Source organism: Synechococcus sp. M16CYN, from assembly GCF_040371545.1.
Classification (GTDB): Bacteria; Cyanobacteriota; Cyanobacteriia; order PCC-6307; family Cyanobiaceae; genus Parasynechococcus.
The window spans coordinates 1,264,994-1,281,955 of the sequence record NZ_AP029048.1; the positions used below are offsets into that span (position 1 = coordinate 1,264,994).

At 45.6% G+C, this 16,962-nt stretch carries 20 protein-coding genes; 13 read left to right on the forward strand and 7 right to left on the reverse strand.

Translation table 11 applies throughout. The annotated features are described in order from the left end of the window. The first annotated feature begins 97 nt into the window (after positions 1 to 97). Positions 98 to 274: a 50S ribosomal protein L32 gene (locus tag ABWV55_RS06100; RefSeq protein WP_353291252.1), complete on the forward strand. Its 177-nt coding sequence runs from the start codon at positions 98 to 100 to the stop codon at positions 272 to 274. Here the strand turns inward: ABWV55_RS06100 and ABWV55_RS06105 are convergent. The 5 genes from ABWV55_RS06105 to ABWV55_RS06125 are packed head-to-tail and all read right to left on the reverse strand — an operon-like array spanning position 238 to position 2,634. Further along, positions 238 to 1,212 (reverse strand): phosphoribulokinase, encoded by a 975-nt coding sequence (locus ABWV55_RS06105; protein ID WP_353291253.1) that lies wholly within the window; start codon positions 1,210 to 1,212, stop codon positions 238 to 240. The genes ABWV55_RS06100 and ABWV55_RS06105 overlap by 37 nt on opposite strands. Next, positions 1,202 to 1,513, reverse strand: coding sequence for a DUF565 domain-containing protein (locus ABWV55_RS06110; protein ID WP_353291254.1), 312 nt, complete (start codon positions 1,511 to 1,513; stop codon positions 1,202 to 1,204). The genes ABWV55_RS06105 and ABWV55_RS06110 overlap by 11 nt, the downstream gene beginning before the upstream one ends. Continuing rightward, a complete protein-coding gene (locus ABWV55_RS06115) occupies positions 1,510 to 2,301 on the reverse strand; it encodes an HAD-IA family hydrolase (protein ID WP_353291255.1) in 792 nt (263 codons plus the stop codon). The genes ABWV55_RS06110 and ABWV55_RS06115 overlap by 4 nt, the downstream gene beginning before the upstream one ends. Positions 2,302 to 2,314: 13 nt before the next feature. After that, complete coding sequence (locus ABWV55_RS06120) at positions 2,315 to 2,488, reverse strand: hypothetical protein (RefSeq protein ID WP_353291256.1); 174 nt, start codon at positions 2,486 to 2,488, stop codon at positions 2,315 to 2,317. After that, a complete protein-coding gene (locus ABWV55_RS06125; protein WP_353291257.1) occupies positions 2,473 to 2,634 on the reverse strand; it encodes a hypothetical protein in 162 nt (53 codons plus the stop codon). The genes ABWV55_RS06120 and ABWV55_RS06125 overlap by 16 nt, the downstream gene beginning before the upstream one ends. Before the next feature lie 920 nt (positions 2,635 to 3,554). Between ABWV55_RS06125 and ABWV55_RS06130 the strand changes: the two genes are divergently transcribed. Beyond that, complete coding sequence (locus tag ABWV55_RS06130) at positions 3,555 to 3,701, forward strand: hypothetical protein (RefSeq protein ID WP_353291258.1); 147 nt, start codon at positions 3,555 to 3,557, stop codon at positions 3,699 to 3,701. A 319-nt stretch (positions 3,702 to 4,020) separates the two neighbouring features. On the opposite strand, the gene ABWV55_RS06135 is transcribed toward ABWV55_RS06130, so the two are convergent. Beyond that, the gene (locus tag ABWV55_RS06135; protein ID WP_353291259.1) at positions 4,021 to 4,128 is read right to left on the reverse strand and encodes a photosystem II reaction center protein Ycf12; all 108 of its coding nucleotides are present in this window, start codon (positions 4,126 to 4,128) and stop codon (positions 4,021 to 4,023) included. Positions 4,129 to 4,236: 108 nt separating this feature from the next. Here ABWV55_RS06135 and ABWV55_RS06140 point away from each other — a divergent pair, with 108 nt between their 5' ends. The 11 genes from ABWV55_RS06140 (at position 4,237) to fmt (ending at position 14,301) form a co-directional block, all read left to right on the forward strand. After that, positions 4,237 to 4,608 (forward strand): YkgJ family cysteine cluster protein, encoded by a 372-nt coding sequence (locus tag ABWV55_RS06140; RefSeq protein WP_353291260.1) that lies wholly within the window; start codon positions 4,237 to 4,239, stop codon positions 4,606 to 4,608. Then, the gene (locus ABWV55_RS06145; RefSeq protein WP_353291261.1) at positions 4,605 to 4,943 is read left to right on the forward strand and encodes a TMEM165/GDT1 family protein; all 339 of its coding nucleotides are present in this window, start codon (positions 4,605 to 4,607) and stop codon (positions 4,941 to 4,943) included. Before ABWV55_RS06140 ends, ABWV55_RS06145 begins: the two co-directional genes overlap by 4 nt. Positions 4,944 to 4,946: 3 nt before the next feature. Beyond that, complete coding sequence (locus tag ABWV55_RS06150) at positions 4,947 to 5,264, forward strand: TMEM165/GDT1 family protein (RefSeq protein WP_353292632.1); 318 nt, start codon at positions 4,947 to 4,949, stop codon at positions 5,262 to 5,264. A gap of 98 nt (positions 5,265 to 5,362) precedes the next feature. Then, positions 5,363 to 7,711: an RNB domain-containing ribonuclease gene (locus tag ABWV55_RS06155; protein ID WP_353291262.1), complete on the forward strand. Its 2,349-nt coding sequence runs from the start codon at positions 5,363 to 5,365 to the stop codon at positions 7,709 to 7,711. Positions 7,712 to 7,723: 12 nt separating this feature from the next. Continuing rightward, positions 7,724 to 8,332 (forward strand): flavin prenyltransferase UbiX, encoded by a 609-nt coding sequence (locus ABWV55_RS06160; RefSeq protein ID WP_353291263.1) that lies wholly within the window; start codon positions 7,724 to 7,726, stop codon positions 8,330 to 8,332. After that, entirely contained in the window at positions 8,329 to 8,835 is a 507-nt protein-coding gene (locus ABWV55_RS06165; RefSeq protein WP_353291264.1) for a hypothetical protein, read from the forward strand. The genes ABWV55_RS06160 and ABWV55_RS06165 overlap by 4 nt, the downstream gene beginning before the upstream one ends. A 45-nt stretch (positions 8,836 to 8,880) precedes the next feature. Continuing rightward, a complete protein-coding gene (locus ABWV55_RS06170) occupies positions 8,881 to 9,297 on the forward strand; it encodes a DUF2996 domain-containing protein (RefSeq protein WP_353291265.1) in 417 nt (138 codons plus the stop codon). A gap of 69 nt (positions 9,298 to 9,366) precedes the next feature. Further along, positions 9,367 to 10,446 carry a magnesium-protoporphyrin IX monomethyl ester (oxidative) cyclase gene (acsF, locus tag ABWV55_RS06175; protein ID WP_353291266.1) on the forward strand — a complete coding sequence of 360 codons (1,080 nt, stop codon included), beginning with the start codon at positions 9,367 to 9,369 and terminating at the stop codon, positions 10,444 to 10,446. Between the two features lie 40 nt (positions 10,447 to 10,486). After that, a complete protein-coding gene (locus ABWV55_RS06180; RefSeq protein ID WP_353291267.1) occupies positions 10,487 to 11,899 on the forward strand; it encodes a TldD/PmbA family protein in 1,413 nt (470 codons plus the stop codon). A 3-nt stretch (positions 11,900 to 11,902) separates the two neighbouring features. Continuing rightward, complete coding sequence (locus ABWV55_RS06185) at positions 11,903 to 13,270, forward strand: TldD/PmbA family protein (RefSeq protein WP_353291268.1); 1,368 nt, start codon at positions 11,903 to 11,905, stop codon at positions 13,268 to 13,270. A gap of 20 nt (positions 13,271 to 13,290) precedes the next feature. Further along, entirely contained in the window at positions 13,291 to 14,301 is a 1,011-nt protein-coding gene (gene fmt, locus ABWV55_RS06190; RefSeq protein WP_353291269.1) for a methionyl-tRNA formyltransferase, read from the forward strand. Between the two features lie 763 nt (positions 14,302 to 15,064). Here the strand turns inward: fmt and ABWV55_RS06195 are convergent. After that, complete coding sequence (locus ABWV55_RS06195; RefSeq protein WP_353291270.1) at positions 15,065 to 15,805, reverse strand: DUF475 domain-containing protein; 741 nt, start codon at positions 15,803 to 15,805, stop codon at positions 15,065 to 15,067. Positions 15,806 to 16,962 lie beyond the last annotated feature (1,157 nt).

The window sequence follows — 16,962 nt, forward strand, 5'->3', positions numbered from 1 at the left end:
CTGGAGCCACGACAACACAGCGCTGGGATGAGCCTAGCGATTTGACGCGAGACCTCCTAAGACGAGAGAATCGAAGTCTGGAAATAACTCAGCCACAATGGCCGTCCCGAAGAAGAAAAAATCGAAAGCGAAACGCAATCAGCGAAGTGCTACCTGGAAAAGCAAGGCTGCTGTCGCAGCCCAACGCGCCATGTCCATTGGCAAGTCTGTTTTGAGTGGCCGAGCCCAGGGATTCGTTTATCCCGTCGACGAACCCGAAGGTAACGAGTCTTGACGAGAGTTATTTACGTGAATCCGAGTCAGTTGACGGTTCGCATTCACTTCGAGCACAACGTCGGCGGGGATATTCTCGAAGCACCGCGATGGAATCGCGGTGAGAATCATTCGAACGAAACTATCTACTTCAGCTGAGTTTAATGAAATCCCGTATTGCGATTGCATCAAGGACTCCTGTTGACGTTTCCAGAGTTGTGGTGAAAGAAAGTCCACCGCGCGGAGCTGCCAGAGTTGATCGAATTGGCTCCAAATCGGTTGATACCCCAGAAGAAGGTGCTGTATTCGCTCGCGATACCTTAGTTCTTCTTCCGTTGGTTGAGGATTGAGGTGGAGTTCCTGGACCAAAGGATCGAATCCGTTTTTACACCCCACAAACCATCCTTCCAGTAAGAGCAAATCAGCTTTACAACGTTGCCATCCACAACGATCTCCACGGGCATTTCTTAATGCTTTATCAAAACGCGGCAGCAGGACCAATTCCCCATTCCGCCAAGCCTCAAGAGTTGTCATAAGTAGATCAAGTTCATGACTCCCAGGCAGGGCTCGGGGGACGCGCCAAGGATTTCCCTGCATGGCTTCTTCGAGTTGTTCTGCTGCAAAATAAAAGTCGTCGATCGAGACCACCTGAACGGACAAACCCAAGTTGCGCGCAGCCGTTTCGAGCCAGCGACCGAAGGTAGATTTTCCACAGCCTGGAAGAGCACTCAGGCCGATTAGTTGCTTTGTTGCAGAATGAGTGCGCGCATAGCTCAGTATTGGAAGTCCTAGAGACCAAAGCCAATCAACACTACACTTGGGGTGCCAGGCATCAAGGGCAAGATGGACTTGTTCCACCATCCAAGATTGACGCCATTGATAAGCATCACCGAACCCAAGATAATTCAAAAGCATGCGCTGATCAGATGATGAGACCAGCTGTAAATCATTAGGATCCAACCTTAAAGGCCTCCAAGATAATTGCGTACACAAAGCCCAATCTAAAGTAATTTAACCAAGGAGAATGGTGTCTTATCAATGCCAAAAACTCACAGCCAAGAAGGGCAAATAGTGCACTAAAAGTGCGTGCCCCAGTGATATTTTCTAAATGGACAGTGAAGTTGCTGCCAACAAAAAAACCGGCAAGTACAATGATCAACCCCGAACTTCGACGCCACCAAGAACCTGCAAAACCATCATGTAGTTGGCGACCCACTTTGAGCTGAAAGTCTGCTAAACGAGTGCGTTGCAGTGTGCTCATGAACGTGAATTCATCAATAAATATTCCAAGTACTTCAATGTCACAATACGGTTTGGACAAGGGGGACCCTGATTAACAGTTAAGGGAAGATGTGCTTCTCCAAGGTGGTCGAGCACAGCTATAGCCATATGGACCGTCTTCACGAGCTCTCGATCCCACGGGGAAGGAGTGAGAAGACAACGCAGACCAGCTGATACAGCAGCCTTGAGACCTGCGGCTGAATCTTCTATGGCGAATGCTCTTGCTCGATCAATGCCGCTTTGCTCTAGAGCGAGAAGATAGCCATCTGGTGAGGGTTTTCCGCTAGACACATCATCAGATGTAATTACACCATCAAAAATCGGTAAGATATCGGCACCATGATCCAAAATTGCTTGCACCGATGCGGCACCACTGGAAGTCACGATCCATTGCGTAATTTTGTTCTGGTGCAACTCATGCAAAAGGCGTATCACGCCAGGCCTCCAGTAAACATGTCCTTCGCGTACACGTGCGCAATAGTGCTCACTCTTTCGATCGCATAAGAAACGCAGCTGCTCTCGCGTTAGAGTCACACCCTGATCAAACGCATAGCTCGCAACTCGGCGCAATCCACCAGAAATACAAAGGAGCCTGGAGTATAATTCTCTGTCCCAATAGAATGGGATCGATAATTCCTGAAAGGCTTGATTGAAGGCAGGGCGATGTCCGTCCATCTCTGTGTCGGCAAGGGTGCCGTCTACGTCCCAAAAAACAGCATTAAGCGTGGCTGTCAACTGGCAAAATCGAAAGCACAACGCATCAATCATCCTGCTATAAAGATTAGCCTGTCGTTGTTGGTTGGTTCCCAGCTTCGACCTCGGTCATTACTGACTGTAACCGAGGCCAACTTCCTTCACGGTCTTGAGCCGCTTTTCCAGTGCCACGTTTTTCATATGCCAAATCGGCTTCAGCTTCGTGAAAGAGGGTTAACCGACCACTCAGCATTTTCCCCATTTCCTGAGGTGCAATAGGCAGTTTCGGACTTTGAGCAAGCGATGCACCGCTTGATTGAAACTAATCAACGCAACGGTGGTAGCCATTCGCGCCACAATCCGTCGCAAATGGCATAACTGAATTACTGTTGCACGCATTGTCTTCACCTGATGCCCAGCCAGGGGCCGTTATCCTTTCAACATATGGAGCGCTAAGAATAGACCCGACCCTGCCATCGCTGAACGTCAACATCCCAATGGTATTCGGGTTCTTGTTACTGTAAATATGAGTTAGCAACCACTGCGACACCGCGCCGAGCTTAAAACTGGGCCATGGGAGGACAAAGCACGGATCGCCGCTTCATCTTGGCTAATCCATCTGGCAATCATCCTTAACTTTAAAAGGTCGTCCCATCGAGATCCTAGTGGTGCAAATTACTTTTGGTTGCTGGAAGACCTAGATCAGCTTAATCGCCCTGACTGCTGCGGCTACCAGCACCCCAATAACTTATATGGTTTGCGAGAGTGTACGTTAATAGTTCAAGAAAACATTTGTATACCAACTTTTCAATCGATCCGCGGAATGTGCCGCAAAACATCTAGGTGAAACGTAGCTCACAACCGATCTGTTTACTGACTAAAGATGCAACAGCATTTGCAGTTATGACTCTGGGTTTGCTATTACGAACGATTTTAACCGTCAACCACACGATTTTTGGGTTATCACTGGAGTCGGAAGGTTAGTCCTCAGCGAATTAAATAAGCCGAGGTCAATTATTACCATCTCTACTTCTGGCGCGGATCCGTCGGTGCCGCAGCATTGCTGGGAGCATCATTGCTGCTAAGAGTTTATTTATAGATTAAGCTCTAATTATAATGTAGGTACGTCTTGAAATGTTCGGCGAGATATTCAACTACGAACGAACAATTTTACTGTTTTTTCCAGAAAATGTGTGTAATCTATGGACATCTCTGACAAACATACCGATCATTGAATGAAACAAAAGGTAAGTAAGAGCTATGAACTCATTGCATTACTTGGTTTTAGATGAGGTGAATTGGGATTTTACAGAAGAAGATGCGGTCTCTTGCTCCCTTCGGGTGCTTCGATATTGGGCACTACTATTACATTTGGTCGAGAAATACAACGTCGGGGAACAGCGTTGATGTTGAAGGAAGAGCGTCTGGTTTTGAGGCTGCACCAAGGAAAAGCCAAGCGACGCGCAATTACTTAGCGTTGAAATTATGCTAATCCAGTGTCCAGTAACTAATATGGCCTATCGAATTAGCGCGAATCCTTGGCAAGGACGAACAAACTTGTAACTCACAGTTAAAACTATTGAAGCCTGTGGTGACGCCATTGTAACGAAGACGTAACCCCGCTTTCAAATGGGGTCTAGTCACCGTTTAACTCCTTGCCGATAAAAACAGAAAACCGTTCTTAGATCGACAACCTTGGACGATTTTCGCCAGTGAAGGTAGATCGGTAAGGAAGTCGGGAGCGGATTCCGTGACCAGGGAAAGTAGTTACAGATCTTAGGGCGTGGTCTTTGTTCAAAGCGCACCCCGACGATAGAAAAGAATAAAGACCACTGCAGGACCGGCAAGAGCGATGAGTGCGAGAGCGGTGAAATTAGCGATCAGATGGAAATCGAAACCCATAGCGTTTGTGTGTTGTTTGGCGACTGACTCGGCACTAGGCTAAGGGGTCTTCTCTTCTAGAGGACCACTCCGTAGTTTTGTCTGTGATGGCTTGTCACAGCAGCACGCATGAGCAACTTGAATTTAAGCTGGTGTTGCGTTCAACAATGCGGGGCGTGTTGCAGGCTTTGTCCGGAGGAACGCAGTGAAGCCTTGGCAGCTCTAAGCGAGGAACAACGGGTCACCTATCTCAGCATGGTGGGTGATGACGGCTGGTGTATCCACTACGACAGCGGCGGACGCCACTGCAGGATCTACTCAGAACGTCCAGATTTTTGTCGTGTTAGTCAATTGGGGGATTTATTCGGTATCCTATCCGATAGCCTGGAGCAGTTCGCGGTCACCTGCTGCGATCAACAGATCCGCAGCACCTATGGCGGACGTAGTAAGGTAATGCGCAGGGTCAACCGCGTGCGACGAAACCGGAGGCGGGCGAGATGACCGACCAAAATGGTACCGCAACCGAGCGCCCCGGATTTATCGCTGTTCTGTTTAGTACATTCATAACGGTGTTTGTTGCTGAGTTCGGCGATAAGACTCAGCTCGCTACACTTCTTTTATCAGCACAGTCGGGTTCACCCGGACTTGTATTTCTCGGGGCGGCTTTTGCCCTGATTTCTTCCAGTCTTGTGGGGGTTTTGATAGGGCGATGGCTGGAGAAAGCGTTTCCGCCAGAACGATTAGAGCTGATGGCTGGACTACTTATGGTTTGCCTCGGTCTGTGGTTGGGATTGCAAGCAAGCCGTTCGCTTCTTGCGATCAGAACGCACACTTAAATGATGGATTTTGCTCTTCTGATTTCCACCTTCACCACTGTGTTCCTTGCAGAGTTGGGCGATAAGACACAATTGGCCACGGTGGCGATTAGCGGCACGTCCAACCATCCTCTTGCTGTATTTCTCGGTTCTGCTTCGGCCCTTGTGCTGGCAAGCTTTCTTGGTGCTCTCGCCGGCGGTTCAGTGGCTGCCATGATCCCTACTAACATGCTCCAACTGATTGCATCTGTTGGGTTTTTAGTGATTGGCTCTCGACTTCTATGGCCGTTGCTTGGTAAAAAACCATCTGAGCCCAACGAAAGCGGTTCTTCTAACTCCTAAGGTGAATAACTAATTGGACTTCTCTTCAGGCTTGACACATTTGTCGGCTGCTCCATCTTTGCTCCCGGTCCTGTTGACCGGTTTCCGCTCGCGTCTCAATGAAATTTACGGTCGCCGATCTGCTCGACCAGTTGTCCACTGATGTCCCAGTTGAGATAGCTGTTCTAACCAAGGTCCTCAAACTGACAAACAAGATCGAAAAACAGTCTTTGGATCTAGCTCTCAATGCTCTATCTAAGTTGGGGATTGTTTCACAAGATGAAAGCGGCGGTGTTTTGCAATGTCTTGATCATGGATTAATTGATGCGCGACTTCGTTGCAGTAGTAAAGGGTTTTGTTTTGCTATTCGCAATGATGGTGGTGAAGACATTTACATCCGCGATCACCAACTCAATCACGCCTGGAATGGAGATCGTGCTTTCGTTCGCATTACTCGCGAAGGAGGACGTCGACGGTCTCCAGAGGGAAGCGTGCAATGCATCCTCGAACGTTCTACAACGTCCTTACTTGCTCAGGTCGAACGTCAAAACGATCAACTAATCGCTGCTCCCCTGGATGACCGAATGCTGACTACCATTCGATTGCCCGATGAAGCAGCTGAATATCTTTCAGCAGAGCAACCCACAACTGTGGTGGAAGTCCGAGTTAGTAGTTACCCAATTGCTCAAAATGCGGCCAAAGGATTTGTGGTTCGCCCTCTCCCCCTAAATGGTGGCCCAACAGCAGATCGTGATCTCTTGCTCACAAAGGTCGGCTTACATAATCGTCCGGCACCACCAAGAGGATTGGGGAAAGCGCCTATAACAAAGGGTCGGATCGATCTCACTGACCAGCCAGCCTTACTGCTTGAAAGCTGGATGGATTCCAATGCTCCAGGCCTTCCGGCAGTTCACGTGGAAGCCCGTGATGGGGGTTGTCGCCTATGGGTCCACTCCCCTGCAGTGGCTGAGCGCATCGGTGGAATCAACAGCCTTGATCTTTGGCTGAAAGAGCGCATGGAAGCGCTTTGCCTAGGTGAAACCTGGCAACCTCTTTTACAGCCATCACTCAATAAGGTCACGCGTTTCACAACAACAAAGGTTTCCGAAGCAGTCTCTGTTCGAATGGATGTCTCGTCAGAGGGTGAGCTCACTGACTGGGAATTCATGCTTACAAGTGTGAAACCTGTAGCGACAATTGGTTCTGAACAGTTGAAAGCATTAGACGAACGTAAACCAAAGACGAGGACCATCCCGACGGCCCTTAAGGCAATCAAGGGTCAGATTAGTCAACTGGAAACCCTTCGCTTTTGTGCAGGCTGTCTACGTGCTCATGAACATATTCAGGGTCTGGTTGAACTTGATTTACGGCCTCCTTGTTTAGAAGCTCTAGGTGATCTCCGATGGGCCGATCCCAGCGGACTGCGACACCGGTGGATTGATGCGCCTAATGCTATGGATCCGCATTCCCTGCTTCAAACGTTTATTCGTGCGGCGGATCGAGCATGGGAATTCCATCGGGCATCGTTGCAACTTCCTGGTATTACCACGCAAGCAGGAGATCTGGACCCTTCAGTGCTTGCCGATGTAGCTAAGAGTGCTTTCGCTCTTGATTTACCGCTAGAACTAGATGAGGAAGGCGGTAGCCCATCAGCTCAAGAGTTGATCAGTGTGTTTTCTGCATCAACCCATCGTCGGGTGCTTGAACAACAATTGAGTCATGCATTACCGACTATGGATTTTGTGGCTGTTATGGGGGTCAACGATCAGGTGAAATACCGAAAAGATGCCGCCGACGATACTTTATTCAGCTCCGGCAGCAAGTCGGTTGAGAAAGTTAAACCTTCAGCACTGGCTCCCTGGTGCTGCGCCACTATGACCTATGCCCATGTGGTGAATCAACAAGTACTGGTGTTCTTGCTACAAGAGGGGAAAGATCGACCCACAGTCCGCCAAAAAAAGCGTTTGATCCTTGGCCGAAAAAACTGTGTAGCCGACCTCAGTTGGGGATTGTTTACTGGGAGCCAAAATGACAAGCTTCGATCTCTAGTGAGCGATCGCCTAGTTCAAAGGATGAATAACAGGCGCCGGCAGGTTTTAGAACTAGAAAAGGATCTATTGGCTATGGTTCAAGCCCGTGCTGCCCAGCCGTTGGTTGGGCAGCAAGCTGAAGGTCGTATTAGCGGAGTTCAGAGCTACGGGTTTTTCGTTGAAATTGGCGAAAGCCGTTTTGAGGGTTTGGTTCACGTCAGTTCTCTTAATGACGACTGGTACGAATATCGGTCTCGCCAGAATCGCCTGGTTGGCCGTAAAAACAAGCGCGTCTATCAACTTGGCGACAGTGTTCAAGTCCGAGTGCTCAAGGTTGATGTTTTACGCAATCAGATCGATCTTGAAGTGAATTCTTTTCTACAAATAGAACACGACACCGAGCAAGTTGACGCAGCGCCGCTTCTACCGGTCCTTTGAACGACCGCTGATATGCACCCGTATGTTTTGGCCGTTACTGGCGCCTCTGCGCAACCTCTGGCGGAACGTTCGCTAGAACTCCTTTTAGCCAATGGACGAACCGTCCATCTTGTGCTTAGTCGTGGAGCACATGCAGTATTTCGAGCCGAGCAAGGATTGACTATTCCCGTCGATTCAAAAAAACAAATCTCATTTTGGCGTCAGCGACTCAACGTCAATAAAGGAGAGTTGATTTGTCATAGATGGAACGATCAGAGTGCCTCCATAGCTAGCGGGAGTTATCGCACAAAGGCAATGGTGATTGTTCCCTGCAGCATGGGAACGGTAGGCCGAGTCAATGCTGGCGTTGCTATGGATTTGATTGAGCGGTGCGCAGATGTGCATCTCAAAGAAAAACGTCCACTCGTGATTGCTCCACGGGAAACCCCGTTCAGCTTAATTCATCTCAGGAATCTCACCGCGCTTGCTGAAGCCGGCGCCACTATTGCACCGCCGACCCCCGCTTGGTATACCCAGCCCAGAACCTTAGAAGATATGGTTAATTTTCTAGTAGTTAGACTATTTGACGGATTAGATGAAGATCTAGCTCCACTCCAGCGCTGGAGTGGCCCTTTGCGATGATGCTAATTCAACGCATCTTGCTGATTTCCAGTCTGCTGCCTTTGTTGGTGGTTCTTGGAATATCGACGGTTCAACGAGGCCAAGTGACACGTATTCATTTACTGACTTGGTCATCGCCTTCGTTACCCCTTGGAGTATGGACAGCGATCGGGGCAGTCAGCGGCGCTGGCTTGGCCGCTTCAACAACTCTTTTTGTATTGCCCCTAACCAGTACAACCTTACGGCGGATGCTTTACCAGCCCTACACAGCTACTCCTGCTGTTCAAGATCAAGAGGTACTGATCCAGGATTCATTTTCGTCTGGACTTCAAAGAGACCCACGCGATCCTGCGCCAACTATTGCAACTCCTTATCGCGTAATTCAACGCGGAAAGACTCGGAGTGAAAACACTGCATCTGCTAATAAAACTGTGTCTTTGGGCGACGACCGGAAGCCGACATCTGTTTCAGCAAGGTGGCCATCGAATTCAGGTTGGGGCAATGATCCGAATCGGGACTGGTGAGGATCCGATTCGACTACCTACAGTTGTTCCAGCAACCTCGACCTTGTGAGTACAACGCCTACTGATAAATCAAAATCAACCACTAAGCCCAAAAGCCCCCCCAAGCCTGAGGACAGGCCCTTCTCGGAGTTCATCGATACGTTGTTCTTGCCAGCGGTGGAGAAGCAGTTGGCTAAAAATGGAATAACTGCCGATCGTCTTGAGCGTATTCACGGGGAGCGTCCTGTTGTTGGGGGGGATTGTCCCATGGTCGTAGGAGATTTGCCCGGCGATCGACGCTTCTGGCTTTGCTTTGCTACGGATGACATCAACAGCGCCAAGGTAATTACCCTTGCCGATCCTGGTAGTAATCCAACTCTGTTGGAGAGCTTTTTGATTGATGAAAAGCGTATATCCTTGCCATTGCTAGTGTCTCGTCTCTTGCAACGTCTAAATGGCCAGAAATGGTTGGGGGTTAATTAAGACGAGAGTATAACTTCTCGACGCATACGCCGACACGCCTACATTGGTACCAGAGCAAAACCAAAACTGATGGTCCCTCCCACCGCAGTGGCTAATCAGGCGGCAGACAAAGTTGTTGCCGTTAAGGAGCCAGTCCAAGACACAATCCTGACACCACGCTTCTATACAACCGACTTCGAGGCCATGGCAGCCATGGATCTTCGTCCAAATGAAGCGGAACTTAAAGCAATCTGTGAAGAATTCCGTAAGGATTACAACCGTCATCACTTTGTCCGTAGTTCAGATTTCAACGGTGCAGCTGACAAGCTCGATCCCGAAACCCGTCGAGTTTTTGTTGAGTTCCTTGAGCAAAGCTGTACTTCTGAATTCTCTGGTTTTTTGCTTTACAAGGAGTTAAGCCGTCGCATTAAACAAAAGAACCCACTATTAGCTGAGTGTTTTAGTTATATGGCTCGTGACGAAGCACGTCATGCAGGTTTCCTGAACAAGTCTATGGGTGATTTCGGAATGCAGCTTGATCTTGGCTTTCTTACTAAAAATAAGAACTACACATTTTTTAAGCCAAAGTTTATATTTTATGCCACATACCTTTCTGAAAAGATTGGCTATTGGCGTTACATCACGATTTATCGCCATTTAGATAAAAATCCTCAAAACAAAATTTTTCCAATTTTTAATTTTTTCGAGAATTGGTGTCAAGACGAAAATCGTCATGGTGATTTTTTTGATGCTCTAATGAAGTCTCAACCAAATACTGTACGTGGGCCGATAGCAAAATTGTGGTGTCGCTTTTTCCTCTTGGCTGTTTTCGCTACGATGTATGTCCGTGACTTAGATCGCAAAGAATTTTACGAATCACTTGGACTTGATGCTCGCACTTATGATAAAATAGTGATTGAAAAGACCAATGAAACCTCAGCTCGGATTTTCCCCGTTGTTCTTAACGTAAAAAACCAGAGATTTTGGATACGCCTTGAACGCTTGGTAAGCAACAATGCTGCCCTTAAAGCAACTGATGCGAGCAGTACCGTGGCACCTTTAAAACTGTTACGCAAAATTCCTTTATGGATTAGTAATGGCGCTGAGATGGCAAAGCTTTTTCTGATGCCTGCTATTGATAGCTCAAAATTTCAGCCCGCTGTGCGCTAAAAATCCCCTATTCCCACCATACTTAAGATCGAGATCATCATTGACTGACACCTTCTCTGACCACTGGAAAGATCTTCTGGAAGACCTGTTGAATCGCGGCGCCGAAGCGGGAGCTGATCTCGTGGAAATTTTCCTTGAGCGTACTGACCACATTGGGATCCTTGCTGAACAAGACCAAGTAACTAGCGTAAGTCCCTCCTTCGCTCGAGGATCTGGTCTTCGAGTCTTCCGAGAAGGTCGCGATGGTTTCGTGAGTACCAACGACCTCACAAGTTCCGGTCTTACGCGTGCGCTAGATCAGGCTCTTGCAATGCTAGGACTTGATGTAAACCCACTGTCCGGTGGTCGAGGTCAATTCAATGGATTAAATAACCTTATTGACCATGGTCAATCAAAAGGAGATTGGCTAACACGTTGTCCTTCCCTGATCACCGCAAGCCAACAACTCTTGCGAGGAACAAGTCAACTTAACCGGATTGGTCAACATCTTCAAGTGCGTCGTGGTAGCTACTCACGGGATTGGCAAGAGGTTTTGGTCGCTGCATCGGACGGAACTTTTGCCCGTGACATCCGCTTGCATCAATCCACCAGTCTCTCCGTTCTCGCTGCTGATGGTTGTCACCGATCTAGTGTTGGCCGTCGCTATGGCAGCACCGACCGACCCGATGACCTGACTCAGTGGAATATTGAAGCTAGTGCGTCAGAGGTGTGCGAAAGCGCGGGCACTATGCTGCGCGCTGACTACGTCGATGCCGGCCAAATGCCAGCGGTGCTGGCTAATCGCTTCGGCGGGGTGATCTTTCATGAAGCCTGCGGTCATCTGTTGGAAACCACTCAAATTGAACGTGGTACTACACCCTTTGCTGATCAAGTAGGTTCCTTAATTGCTCACCCTTCGGTAACAGCTATTGATGAAGGTCTTAGTAGCGGAGCCTTCGGATCTCTATCAATGGATGATGAGGGAATGGAAACCCAGCGCACCACTTTGATTCAGGACGGTATATTGCAGCGTTTTATCAGCGATCGCGCCGGAGAGTTAAGAACAGGCCATAAGAGAACAGGCAGCGGTCGACGTCAAAGTCATGCTTTTGCTGCTGCCAGCCGTATGAGAAACACTTTTATTGCGGCAGGTCCCCATACTCCGAAGGATCTCCTTGCCTCGGTCGACCATGGCCTTTACTGCAAGACTATGGGGGGAGGGAGTGTTGGACCGACAGGTCAATTTAACTTTTCTGTAGAAGAAGGATATTTAATTGAAAATGGACAGCTAACGAAGCCAGTCAAAGGGGCAACTCTAATTGGTGATGCTAAGGAGATCATGCCAAGAATTTCCATGTGCGCAAACGACCTTGAGTTAGCTGCTGGTTTCTGTGGGTCCGTCAGTGGGAGCGTTTATGTAACGGTAGGTCAGCCTCACATTAAGGTTGATTCCATCACCGTGGGGGGCCGTTAGTATATGGAGACTAATAACAAACTTAACGCCGTCTTACTACGTGATAAGTTGCAAGAGCTAGCAACTCAGGCGGGGATTTATCAGTGGGATCTTGGAGCTGCTTGTAGTGATGACTGTTCCGTACAGGTAGATTGTGGTGAAGCTAAACAACTCAAAGCAGCCCAACGAAGTTCTATTACGGTACGGGTTTGGAATAACAATGGTCTTGTGGGAATCACAAGTACAACAGATTTGTCTGATCAGGGGCTAGAACAAGCTCTGGCGGGTGCTCGCCAAGCCAGCGCTTTTGGCAATCCAGATGATATTCCTAGCTTTTCGCCGCTGGCGGATGCACCGTTACCAGAGTTAGTTCGGCCATTGAAAACCCGCCAAGGGATTCGTCTACTACTAAAGACACTGTGCGATGCAGAAGCTGACTTGCTTGGACGTCATAAAGCGATTCGAACTGTTCCCTACAACGGATTAGCTGAATCACTGTCTCAGAGTCTTTATCTTAATAGCGAAGGTGCTTTACGTTATACGCAACGCACACAAGCCAGTCTTTATCTGTACGCACGAGCTGAAGAAACGGGTAGAAAACCTCGCAGCGGTGGCGCACTTCGACTTGGTTTTAGCAGCGCAGAATTAGACGTGGCTGGTTGCATTGACGAAGCTGTTAGGCGCACTATAAGTCATCTTAATTACCGTCCGATCGAGACTGGTACTTATAGGGTCTGCTTTACTCCAGAAGCATTCTTATCGCTGCTAGGAGCCTTTAGCAGTATATTCAATGCGCGCTCCGTTCTTGATGGTGTCAGCCTGAGTCAGCGTAATTCTCTCAACCAAGCTCTAACAGTACCCTTTCTGTCTCTTCACGATGATGGATTACATCCAGGACACGTCGGTGCAGTAGCCTTTGATGGAGAAGGGACACCAACCCAAAGGCTTTGCTTAATTGATGGGGGGGTACTCAATAGTTTTCTCCATTCAGAAGCCACGGCTCGTGCCTTTAACGTTCAGCCCACAGGTCATGCCGGTCTTGGAGCTAAAGTATCAGTCAGTCCGGATTGGTTTGTAATTAGCACTAAGAAAGGTTCCTCTAGCGGGAGTAGTCTTGATCAAAGTACTGAGCAATCTTCTTTTGTATTGATCGAGAGCCTCTCGGCTTTGCATGCAGGAGTGAAAGCAACACAAGGCTCGTTTTCGCTCCCTTTTGATGGTTGGTTAGTGAGGAGCGGTGAACGTATTTCTGTGGAGGCAGCTACTGTTGCTGGCGATATACAGACGGTTCTAAATTCTATCCTTCATCTCGAAGCAACTGCCGAAGTCACGCATCGAGGTGTTTCACCTCATGTTTGGGTTGATGGTCTATCAATAACCGGTGAAGCTTAACAGTTTCATCCTTTAGATCCATGAGAATTTTATATTGGGGCACACCAATATATGCAGTGCCAACCCTCAAGGCATTGCACCAAGCCGGTCATCAAATTGTTGGTGTCGTCACTCAGCCCGATCGACGGCGAAGACGAGGTAACAAACTTCAAGCTTCGCCGGTCAAGGCTTGTGCGGAAAGTTTAGGCTTAAAAGTATTTACACCAGAACGCATTAAGACAGATCTAGAGTGTCAAGGTGAGTTAGCAAAGCTCAATTGTGATATATCAATTGTTGTTGCTTTTGGACAGATACTACCGAAAGTTATGCTTAATCAATTTCCACTTGGTTGTTGGAATGGACATGGTTCACTTTTACCTCGTTGGCGAGGAGCCGGTCCTATTCAATGGGCGCTCATGGAAGGAGATACTGAAACTGGTGTGGGAATTATGGACATGGAGGAGGAATTAGATACCGGCCCAATCTTGATTGAACAACGTATTCCCATTGGGATACGCCAAAACGCGTTTCAACTGGCGGAGCAATTAAGCCAACTCACAGCACAGCTGATGGTGAAAGCAATTCCATTAATTGAAGCAGCGGGACCTGGGCCAAAAGAGGAACGTTTAGCAAGACTGGCAGTAAAACCTCAGACACAAACCATGAGTTACGCCAGGATGCTAAGGAAGAAGGATTTTGAGATTAACTGGGGTAACCCAGCCTTGACTATCCATCGGCAAGTTATGGGGCTTTACCCAGGAGTATTGACTTACTGGCGTGGAAAACGGCTAAAAATTCTCGACACAGAACCACTAACTAATCAATTAAAAAATCAACTTTCAGATGAGGCACGGTCTTTACTCGGACGTTGGCGGGTTGATGAGCATGCACCAAGCACAGTATTAGAATGCATCAGCAACCTTGGTATTGTAGTGAGTGGTAACGGTTGCCCGTTGTTAATTCGGGAAGCTCAGTTAGAAGGAAAGGCTCGAAGTTATGGACAATCACTCATCCAAAGTTTAACTGCAACTCCAGGAGATTTGCTTAGTTAAGTTTTATTTAAGATTGACTAAATATTATTTATTCTCTGTTTCTTTACAGAATGCAATTACAAATTGTACAAAATGTTAGGAGAATATCCTGTTAAATGATTACGGAACCATAGGTCGATTTTGTTGTTGAATAAATAGTGTTGACATGCTGAAATATAGGATTTTATAAATTCCAGTAATTTTAGATTAGAGCATTTAATATCAAATAATTTAGTATACTTACTTAAATCAAAGTTTTTTGAGTTAAACAATTAACTATTAGATTAAAAAACAATAATTAATTAAAAAGTTGAAGATAATTGATGCTATTATTTTAGCAACTAATTTAATGTAATTAATCTATCTTTTGATAAATTAATATATCTCAAAAATAATATTAATTACACGATCAAATCTTGACTATCATAGTCATTTTGTTTAGCTAACCATAATCTATGGCAAGAAAATTCACTACGGCTATGATTGTATTAATGGCTAAAGACTATTAAAAACTACGTATTATAAAAATGTATATATTAAAATAATTAATAATTACAGTTGCCAATAACTTACTTTTAGCACTAAGTACTTATTAAGCATTCTCAAGACAAGATCATCCTAGAAATTTATCAATGTAATCTCGCATACTTTATTTAGAGAGACAATGATAGAACAGTAAATAGCTAAAAAATTTTTATTCAGTCTAAACTATTAATCTGATTAAGGAAAATAGTTTAATTTAACATGATTTAAACAAGAGAGTTGCTAACAAATATACTTAGATTCAACTAACACGATGAGATTCCATAATAGTTACTGTATTCTTTGCTGAAAAGCCCCAACCTAATAAGATTAGAACAACAACTAGGGTTAACCAATCTGGTTGATTAATAAAGGGCAGAAATGCGTGAATGATTAGACGAAGTGCTACAAATGCTATTGATAAAAATCCAGCTGTTTCTAAACGTGGATACTTATCAAGCCAACGAATAAATAATCCCGATGTAAATCTAAGCGCTATGATACCGACTACAGCACCAGTAATAATTAAAATTATCTCGTCGCTGATGGCGACTGCAGCAGCAACGCTGTCGATTGAAAAAGCAAGATCCGTAAAAGCAACTAATATAATTGTGCTGGCAAGACTGCGTGAGGTCTTCTCTTTTTTATTAGTATCAGCTAATCGATCAGAGGTTACTGATAATTCTCTTCGAAAATGATTAATAACAAGCCAAACTAAATAACCAGCAGCTGTAAGTTGAACCCAAACAAAATGTAAGATCCATTGAGCGGATATGATTAAACTGATACGAAATACTAATGCAATCGCAATTCCAATATCCAAAGATAAACGTTCTCTATCAGGGTTTCGACCATTACGTGCAATAGCAGCCAACGCAACAGCGTTATCTGCCGAAAGCAGAATCTCCAATAAGATAAGAACAGGCAAGAGCACTAAAACCTCCTGCCACTGATTGACTCCATCCAAAAAGTCTGACAAGAAAGGAAGCCCAGTAATATCCATGACAACAGCTTAGAAAATGAAAGCGTTGATCTACGGGCATACAGATCCGGGTTGACTTGTGTCATATCAATACTCTTCGGTACGTTGTGCAAGTTAAAGCCTGAGAGGATAACTGCTTACTAAGCAGCCGTCTTGGGCAGAAGATCGAATGCTGAGGAGATTGAAGACTGTATTCAATAACGTCTAAATGAGTTTTCAGACAGTTATATGAGTTTCTCACCTACTACATACTGCATATAAGGCTGCATCAGTTAGATTTGTTGATTTATTTAGCATAATCAGGTGCACCATTAGGAGTATTATGTCAAGAACTTTCTACAATTAGCGATGCGATTTAGCTTTTAAATAGCGAAAGTATAAGATACTAAACTGTAGGAAACTTCTGACGATTTGATTGTTTAGTGTAACTTATGATCAAAAGAAGTGGAGTGAAGATCTTACAACAGTCGAGCTGGAAAACTTAAACGACTTGACTAAAAGAGAAATCAAGAACGTCAGTACTTAGGATAGGCTTTAGCTATGGCAGTCGTTATCGTTTGACGCATCAAGTGGATGTTATAACCTATCATTACAAGCTCTAACAAATCTTATCCGGTGAGGAATATGATTAAGCATTCGTCTCACTTGCAGGAAAAATTTGATTGCACAAAGAGATAAGATACTTATATTTCTAAAATGATTTGACAAACAAGCCTGATTTTCCTCTAACAACATTCGTGCGCTAAAAGTCGGCAACAACTGAACGATGAATAATTGCTCTGGCTCAATATATATTGCTAGAAGAACAAACCTAAAAACTTTATACTGTAAAATCTCTGACTATAATTAGCTCTAAAGTCATTACTAATTATCAATAAAAATAATATATTGTAACTGCAAATAAGTAATCTAGAGTTTAGAAGATCAGCAATATAAAGTTGTTATGTCTAAAATAAAATATTAAATTTGATAATTTCTATGTGATAAATCTAATGCATTATACTGATTTTCTTTAATCAAAGTTTAATTGTTTTATTAATCAGAGGTTTATATTAATTAAGTAGAAAAGTTAACTAAATTAGATTACTCAATAGAGTTAATTTAGCATAAAAATCTTGAGGTCACTTATTTATATATACTATTTTGGATACTTTTTATAGCACATTACTATTATTTAC

Coding starts and splice junctions, on each gene's coding strand:
- ABWV55_RS06115 (WP_353291255.1), bottom strand. CDS start 2,301: ATGATTGATGCGTTGTGCTTTCGATTTTGCCAGTTGACAGCCACGCTT.
- ABWV55_RS06135 (WP_353291259.1), bottom strand. CDS start 4,128: ATGGGTTTCGATTTCCATCTGATCGCTAATTTCACCGCTCTCGCACTC.
- ABWV55_RS06185 (WP_353291268.1), top strand. CDS start 11,903: ATGGAGACTAATAACAAACTTAACGCCGTCTTACTACGTGATAAGTTG.
- ABWV55_RS06145 (WP_353291261.1), top strand. CDS start 4,605: ATGACCGACCAAAATGGTACCGCAACCGAGCGCCCCGGATTTATCGCT.
- ABWV55_RS06195 (WP_353291270.1), bottom strand. CDS start 15,805: ATGGATATTACTGGGCTTCCTTTCTTGTCAGACTTTTTGGATGGAGTC.
- ABWV55_RS06155 (WP_353291262.1), top strand. CDS start 5,363: ATGAAATTTACGGTCGCCGATCTGCTCGACCAGTTGTCCACTGATGTC.
- ABWV55_RS06140 (WP_353291260.1), top strand. CDS start 4,237: ATGAGCAACTTGAATTTAAGCTGGTGTTGCGTTCAACAATGCGGGGCG.
- ABWV55_RS06100 (WP_353291252.1), top strand. CDS start 98: ATGGCCGTCCCGAAGAAGAAAAAATCGAAAGCGAAACGCAATCAGCGA.
- ABWV55_RS06110 (WP_353291254.1), bottom strand. CDS start 1,513: ATGAGCACACTGCAACGCACTCGTTTAGCAGACTTTCAGCTCAAAGTG.
- fmt (WP_353291269.1), top strand. CDS start 13,291: ATGAGAATTTTATATTGGGGCACACCAATATATGCAGTGCCAACCCTC.
- ABWV55_RS06120 (WP_353291256.1), bottom strand. CDS start 2,488: ATGGGGAAAATGCTGAGTGGTCGGTTAACCCTCTTTCACGAAGCTGAA.
- ABWV55_RS06150 (WP_353292632.1), top strand. CDS start 4,947: ATGGATTTTGCTCTTCTGATTTCCACCTTCACCACTGTGTTCCTTGCA.
- ABWV55_RS06165 (WP_353291264.1), top strand. CDS start 8,329: ATGATGCTAATTCAACGCATCTTGCTGATTTCCAGTCTGCTGCCTTTG.
- acsF (WP_353291266.1), top strand. CDS start 9,367: ATGGTCCCTCCCACCGCAGTGGCTAATCAGGCGGCAGACAAAGTTGTT.
- ABWV55_RS06160 (WP_353291263.1), top strand. CDS start 7,724: ATGCACCCGTATGTTTTGGCCGTTACTGGCGCCTCTGCGCAACCTCTG.